The organism is Paenibacillus agaridevorans (assembly GCF_003112455.1).
GTDB lineage: Bacteria > Bacillota > Bacilli > Paenibacillales > Paenibacillaceae > Pristimantibacillus > Pristimantibacillus agaridevorans.
Map to the genome: position 1 here is coordinate 1 of NZ_BDQX01000339.1, position 7,081 is coordinate 7,081.

The 7,081-nt window shown below is 59.3% G+C and carries 3 protein-coding genes; all 3 read left to right on the forward strand.

The window, feature by feature from the left end; all coding sequences use genetic code 11:
• Window positions 1–1,456: 1,456 nt before the first annotated feature.
• The 3 genes from PAT3040_RS26430 to PAT3040_RS26440 all read left to right on the forward strand — a co-directional run bounded on the left by PAT3040_RS26430 (window position 1,457) and on the right by PAT3040_RS26440 (window position 7,005).
• On the forward strand, window positions 1,457–2,683 hold the full coding sequence (locus tag PAT3040_RS26430) for an acetyl-CoA C-acyltransferase (protein WP_108995034.1): 1,227 nt from the start codon (window positions 1,457–1,459) through the stop codon (window positions 2,681–2,683).
• Between the two features lie 11 nt (window positions 2,684–2,694).
• Window positions 2,695–4,515 (forward strand): acyl-CoA dehydrogenase FadE, encoded by a 1,821-nt coding sequence (locus PAT3040_RS26435; RefSeq protein ID WP_373863976.1) that lies wholly within the window; start codon window positions 2,695–2,697, stop codon window positions 4,513–4,515.
• A 795-nt stretch (window positions 4,516–5,310) separates the two neighbouring features.
• Window positions 5,311–7,005 carry a long-chain-fatty-acid--CoA ligase gene (locus tag PAT3040_RS26440; RefSeq protein ID WP_258235185.1) on the forward strand — a complete coding sequence of 565 codons (1,695 nt, stop codon included), beginning with the start codon at window positions 5,311–5,313 and terminating at the stop codon, window positions 7,003–7,005.
• The last annotated feature ends 76 nt before the right edge of the window (window positions 7,006–7,081 follow it).

Here is a 7,081-nt window from a genome sequence, read left to right on the forward strand (position 1 = left end):
CGAAACCGCAGGATTTTGCATAGAAGCTTACACGTTCGGTTGTGCTGCCATAGGCGCTATTAACACCGATAGGTTGAAAAGTAGCTGAGATGTGGTGTCATAGGCGTTATTAACGCCTATAGGTCGAAAAGTAGCTGAGATGTGCTGCCATAGTCGTTATTAACGCCTATAGGGTGAAAAGTAGCTGAGATGTGCTGCCATAGTCGTTATTAACGCCTATAGGTTGAAAAGTAGCTGAGATGTGCTGCCATAGGCGGTATAAACGCCGATAGGTCGGAAACTAGCTGAGATGTGCTGCCATAGGCGGTATAAACGCCTATAGGTCGGAAACTAGCTGAGATGTGCTGCCATAGGCGTTATTAACGCCTATAGGTTGAAAAGTAGCTGAGATGTGCTGCCATAGGCGTTATTAACGCCTAACGCCGATAGGTCGAAAAGTAGCTGGGATGTGCTGCCATAGGCGGTATAAACGCCGATAGGGTGAAAAATAGCTGAGATGTGATGCCATAGGCGGTATAAACGCCGATAGGGTGAAAAATAGCTGAGATGTGCTGCCATAGGCGGTATAAACGCCTATAGGTAGGAAACTAGCTGAGATGTGCTGCCATTCGTGCTATTAACGTGCGTAGCGTCTAAAAGGCGGCGTTCGAGCGACTGTAGGCGCTACGCACTTCCACCACGTCGATTACTGTACTACTAAAAAGTGAACTCGACCAATCCAAGAAACCGCCTTACAGGTCCACCCGGCGGTCGAATCCGCCGAATAAGTCGGCGAGACCGACTTACAGGTCCGCCCGGCGTCCGGATCCGCCGAATAAGTCGGCGAGGCCGACTTAATGGACCGTCCGGCGGTCGAATCCGCCGAATAAGTCGGCGAGACCGACTTAATGGACCGTCCGGCGACCATATCCGTCGAATAAGTCGGCGAGACCGCCTTACAGGTCCGTCCGGCGGTCGAATCCGCCGAATAAGTCGGCGAGACCGACTTACAGGTCCGCCCGGCGATCGAATCGGCCGAATAAGTCGGTGAGGCCGACTTAATGGACCGTCCGGCGGCCAAATCCGCCGAATAAGTCGGCGAGACCGCCTTACAGGTCCATCCGGCGGTCGAATCCGCCGAATAGGTCGGCGAGGCCGACTTACAGGACCGCCTGGCGTCCGGATCCGCCGAATAAGTCGGCGAGGCCGACTTAATGGACCGTCCGGCGGCCATATCCGCCGAATAGGTCGGCGAAACCGCCTTACAGGTCTACCCGGCGGTCGAATCCGCCGAATAAGTCGGCGAGACCGACTTACAGGTCCGCCCGGCGGTCGAATCGGCCGAATAAGTCGGTGAGGCCGACTTAATGGACCGTCCGGCGGCCAAATTCGCCGACTTACAGGACCGCCCGGTGGTCGAAGCCGCCGAATAAGTCGGCGAGACCAACAATATGTTTTGCGAAAGGAGCATTTGACTATGGGAACCGAGCAATCGTTGCCGGGTTCGCCGTTCGTGCAGTCAGGGCGAGATGCCGTTATCGTCGCGGCGGCGAGGACGGCGGTAGGCAAGGCGAATAAAGGCAGTCTGGCCGAGACCCGCGCGGAGGATCTGGGGCGGGCGGTACTGCTGGGGGCGCTGGAGAAAGTGCCGGAGCTTGATCCGGCATTCATCGAGGATGTCATCATCGGCTGTGCCATGCCGGAGGGCGAGCAAGGGCTTAATATGGCGCGCATCGTGTCGTTATACGCAGGTCTGCCGGTTACCACGCCGGCGGTTACGATTAACCGCTTCTGCGCTTCGGGGCTGCAGTCTATCGCATATGCCGCCGAACGCATTCGACTAGGTGAAGCGGACGTTGTCGTCGCCGGCGGCGTGGAGAGCATGAGCCACGTTCCGATGAGCGGCTTCCGGCTGTCGCCGCATCCCGGAATTGTAGATGCCATGCCGGAAGTATACATGGGGATGGGCCATACGGCAGAGGAGGTCGCCAGAAGGTACGGCGTATCTAGAGAGGAGCAGGATGAATTCGCGGCAGGCAGTCATCGGAAAGCGGCGGCCGCGATTGCGGCGGGACGCTTCGAGGACGAGATCGTTCCGGTCACCGCTACGCGCTCCGGCACGAACGATGCAGGTCGTCCTTGGGAGAAGACATTCGTGTTTAGAGTCGACGAGGGGGTTCGACCGGAGACGACGCCAAAGACGCTGGCTCCGCTCAAGCCCACCTTCGCTCGCGAAGGAACGGTGACGGCGGGCAATGCCTCCCAGATGAGCGACGGGGCAGCAGCCGTCATCGTTACGAGCCGCGAGAAGGCCGAAGAACTTGGCGTGAGGCCGCTTGCCGCTTTTCGCAGCTTCGCGGTTGCGGGCGTTGCACCCGAGGTGATGGGCATCGGTCCTATCGAGGCGATTCCCAAGGCTCTGGCGAAAGCGGGCATCACGAAGGAGCAGGTGGACCTGTTCGAGCTAAACGAAGCGTTTGCGGCCCAGTGCGTGCCGATCATCCGCGAGCTGGGGCTGGATCCCGAACGTGTGAACGTGAACGGAGGAGCGATCGCGCTCGGGCATCCCTTGGGATGTACCGGCACGAAGCTGACCGTGTCGCTCATCCACGAGCTGCGCCGTCGCGGTGGCGGAATTGGCGTCGTGACGATGTGCATCGGAGGCATGATGGAAGCATCGGATGTTCGACTGACTATGACTTGAGGAGGAATGCGATAGTGGCGACGGGAACGATACGTTTCGGCGGGCGGTTCGTCGTACAGGACAGCGATCCGGCGTCGGTAGTGACCCCGGAGGATTTCACGGAGGAGCAGATGATGATGGCCCAGGCGGCAGAGCAGTTCCTGGAGACGGAGCTGGCGCCGCGCGACGCGGAGGTCGAAGCGCTCAATTATGAGCTGACGGTTCAGCTCATGCGCAAAGCCGGGGAGCTGGGCCTGCTTGGCGCAGACGTGCCGGAGCTCTACGGCGGCATCGGGCTCGACAAGGTGAGCACGACGCTGCTTGCCGAGACGATGGCGAGGGCATCGTCGTTCGCATTGTCTGTCGGCGCTCATACCGGCATTGGGACGCTCCCGATCGTGTTCTTCGGCACGCCGGAGCAGAAGGCCAAGTACCTTCCGGACCTGGCGTCGGGGAATCGGATCGCGGCCTATTGCTTGACCGAGCCGGCTTCAGGCTCCGACGCGCTCGGTGCGAAGTCGACGGCGAAGCTGACGGAGGATGGGAAATTTTATGTGCTTAACGGTTCCAAGTTATACATTACGAATGCGGGATTCGCAGACGTGTTCATCGTGTATGCCAAGGTGGACGGAGAACGATTTACGGCGTTTATCGTGGAACGGGAGATGGCGGGGTTCAGTATCGGTCCGGAGGAGCATAAGATGGGCATCAAGGGCTCTTCGACGTGCCCACTGTTCTTCGAGGACGTCCACGTTCCGGTCGAGAATGTGCTAGGGGTTGTCGGTAAAGGCCATCTTATCGCCTTCAACATTTTGAATATTGGCCGCTTCAAGCTCGGCGCGGCTTGCCTTGGCTCGTCGAAGGAGACCATTGAGCTGGCATCCGCTTACGCCAATACGCGCAAGCAGTTCGGTCAGGAGCTGTCGCGTTACCCGCTTATCGGAGCCAAGCTTGCGGACATGAACATTACGACGTTCGTGCTGGAGAGCATGGTGTATCGGATCGCGGGTTACATTGATGCAACGCTGCGCGAGCTGGAGGAGCAGGAGGGGGGCGGAGACGATTACTCCGAAAGCTCGGCGGGTGCCGGGGCACGGGCGGTGAAGGCGATCAGCGAGTATGCGATAGAATGCTCGATTCTAAAGGTTTTTGCATCGGAGGCGCTTGATTCCGTCATCGACGAGGGCGTGCAGATTCACGGCGGCTATGGCTATATTCGCGAATATAAGGTAGAGCGGATTTATCGGGATTCGCGGATTAACCGGATTTTCGAGGGGACCAATGAGATCAACCGAATGCTCATCCCTGGCACGCTGCTCAAAAAGGCAATGAAAGGCGAGCTCCCGCTCATGGAAAAAACGCAGTCGCTTCTGGGCGAGCTGATGGGACCCATGTCGTTGCCGACATTCTCGGAGCCGCTGGACAAGGAAACTTACCGCGTTGCCCAAGCGAAAAAAACATTTCTCGCCATCGGCGGTCTCGCGGTCCAAAAGCTGGGCACGAAGCTTGAAAGAGAGCAGGAGGTGCTATGCGTATTAGCGGATCTGATGATTCAAGTCTTCGCGATGGAAAGCGCGCTGCTGCGGTCGCAGAAGATGCTGTCCAGAGAAGGGGGAGCGCGAACGGAGGACGCTCGCCTTGCGCTGTCTATGACGGAGGTGTTCGTGCAGGAGGCCATGGAGAAGATCGAATCGCTTGCCAAGACTGTGCTCTCTGCTCTGGAGCGCGGCGACGGGCTGCAGATGCAGCTGTCCGTCTTGAAGAAGCTGATGCGGGCGCCACTGTCGGATACGATCGCTCTCAAGCGAGAGATCGCGGCCCGCGTGATTCGCAGTGAACACTATGTCGTGTAGAGGGGGAGTGCAGCGATGGAATCGCGTAGACCTGGAGACCCGCTATCGTCCGATTCATTGCCGAACGAAAATTCGCGCGCCGCAGATCAGCAGGAGGGAAATTCGGCCGAAGCTGTATCCGCAGAGCCGCAAACACATGAGAACGCCTCGGAAGGGAGCCTCGCGGCTCCCGAACTTGCCGAGTCTGGGGAGGCTCGCGGGGATCGGGACGTTGCAGAGCCTGGGACTGGGGAGAGTCCGGCAGTTCTGAGCAAGCTTCAAGCTCAGAGCGGCGACACCGACTCGGGGGAAGAATCCTCCTCGCAGAACCAAGCGTCAGACGCTGTTCATGTCGATGATGAGACGGACATCTTCCTTAACTCGCCGGAAGCGATGGATCATGACGCCGATGCCATCGGGGAAGAGGGAGCGTCGACTCTGGCTGCGAGAATACCGGTTGATGCCATTCCGCCGCCGGAGGAGTCTGCTCCCGCATCGGAAGCGGCGCCTGAACCGGCAGCGGATCGAGCCGGGGATACCGAAGCGCTCCCGGGGGCGGATTCGCCTGCCGAGGAAACTTCGCCCGAAGTTGCGTTGGGCGTTCTGCAAGAAGCAAATGCTCCTTCCCCCGAAGAGGATCCTTCGAGGGGAGCCGCGGACGGCGCGTCTGGGGAGTCTTTCCCTGAAGTTGCGCCAGACGTTCTGCAAGAAGCAGATGCCCCACCCGCCGAAGAGGATCCTTCGGGGGGCACCGCAGACAACGCGTCGAGCGAGAGCACTCCGCCTGGCGACAAGGCGCCGTTTAGTCGGCCTTGGCTGGCGAACTACCCGGCGGAGGTGCCGCATTCGCTGAGCTACCCGAATCAGAGCATCGCGCAGTTCCTGCTGGACTCGGTGGGACGTTTTCCCGATCACAAGGCGCTGCACTTCCTGGGCAAAACGATGACCTACCGCGAGCTCCATACCGCCGCCGTCCGGCTGGCCACCGAACTCGTCGCGCTCGGAGTCTCGAAGGGCGACCGCGTTGCCATTATGCTGCCGAATTGCCCGCAGGCGGTCGTGTCTTACTATGGCGTGCTGCTCGCCGGCGCCGTCGTCGTGCAGACGAATCCGCTGTACGTGGAGCGGGAGCTGGAGCATCAATTAAAGGACAGCGGCGCCGTCGCGATCCTCACGGTTGATCTTCTTTACGGCAGGCTGTCGCGCGTTCGCGGCGACAAGCCGGAGGAAGGACCGGTTCCTGCACTTCGTCATGTCATTGTCACGTCCATTAAAGACGGTCTGCCCTTCCCGAAAAATTTGCTGTATCCCATCAAGCAGCGCAAGGAAGGATTTAAGAACGACATTCCATATGGGAAGCACGGCGTGCTGGCGTACAAAAAGCTGCTCGCCGGTCACGCGCCCTCCGTGGAGCTGCCGGAGCTTGGACGCGGGGATGAGCTTGCGGCGCTGCAATATACCGGAGGCACCACCGGGACGCCAAAGGGAGTGATGCTGACGCACGGCAACCTGGTCTCCAACACGCTCCAGACGTCGGCATGGTGCTATAAGGCGGAGGACGGCAAGGAAAAATTTCTGGCGGCGCTGCCGTTATTTCATGTGTTCGGCTTGACGGTACTAATGAACATGTCCGTCTTGCGGGCCGGGATGCTCGTGCTGCTGCCGCGCTTCGAGCTGGACGCCGTGCTAAAGACGATCGACGCCGAGAAACCGACGATTTTCCCTGGCGCTCCAACGATGTATGTGGCCCTGATCAACCATGCGAACGCCGCCAAAAACGATCTGTCTTCCATTAACGTGTGCATCAGCGGATCGTCGGCTCTGCCGCTGGAAGTTCAGGAGCAGTTCGAATCGCTTACGGGCGGCAGGCTGGTCGAAGGTTACGGCCTGACAGAGGCATCGCCAGTCACCCATGCGAATCCCATCTGGGGCAAGCGGAAAATCGGCACGATCGGCCTCCCGTTCCCGGATACCGATGTCGCGATTGTCGATCCGTCTACCGGACGCAGGCTGAAGACGGGGGAAATGGGCGAGCTTGTCGTACGCGGCCCTCAGGTAATGGCAGGGTACTGGAACCGTCCCGAGGAAACTGCAGCAACGCTTCGAGAAGGCTGGCTCCATACGGGAGACTTGGCGACAATCGACGAAGAGGGCTACTGTACGATTATGGATCGAATCAAAGACGTCATTATCGCGAGCGGCTTCAATGTCTACCCGCGCGAGGTTGAGGAGGTGCTGTTCGAGCATCCGGCGGTGAGGGAAGCTGCCGTCATCGGAGTGAAGGACGAATACCGCGGCGAAACGGTGAAGGCTTTCATTGTGTTAAAGGAAGGCTGGCATGTGTCGGACAGTCAGCTTGACCGATGGTGCAGAGACCGTCTGGCCGCTTACAAGGTGCCGCACCGGTATGCATTTAGGGAAACGCTTCCAAAAACGATGGTAGGCAAGGTGCTGCGCCGCAAGTTGGTCGAAGAGGAAGCCGAGTCGATGGAGAAGGCGAAGGAGGGTTAGAAGGCAATGAGGGAAGACGAGGCAGCGCGCCGAGCCGAGGAGGCAGAAGCATGGCAGCGGCTTTCGGGGGGGGGCG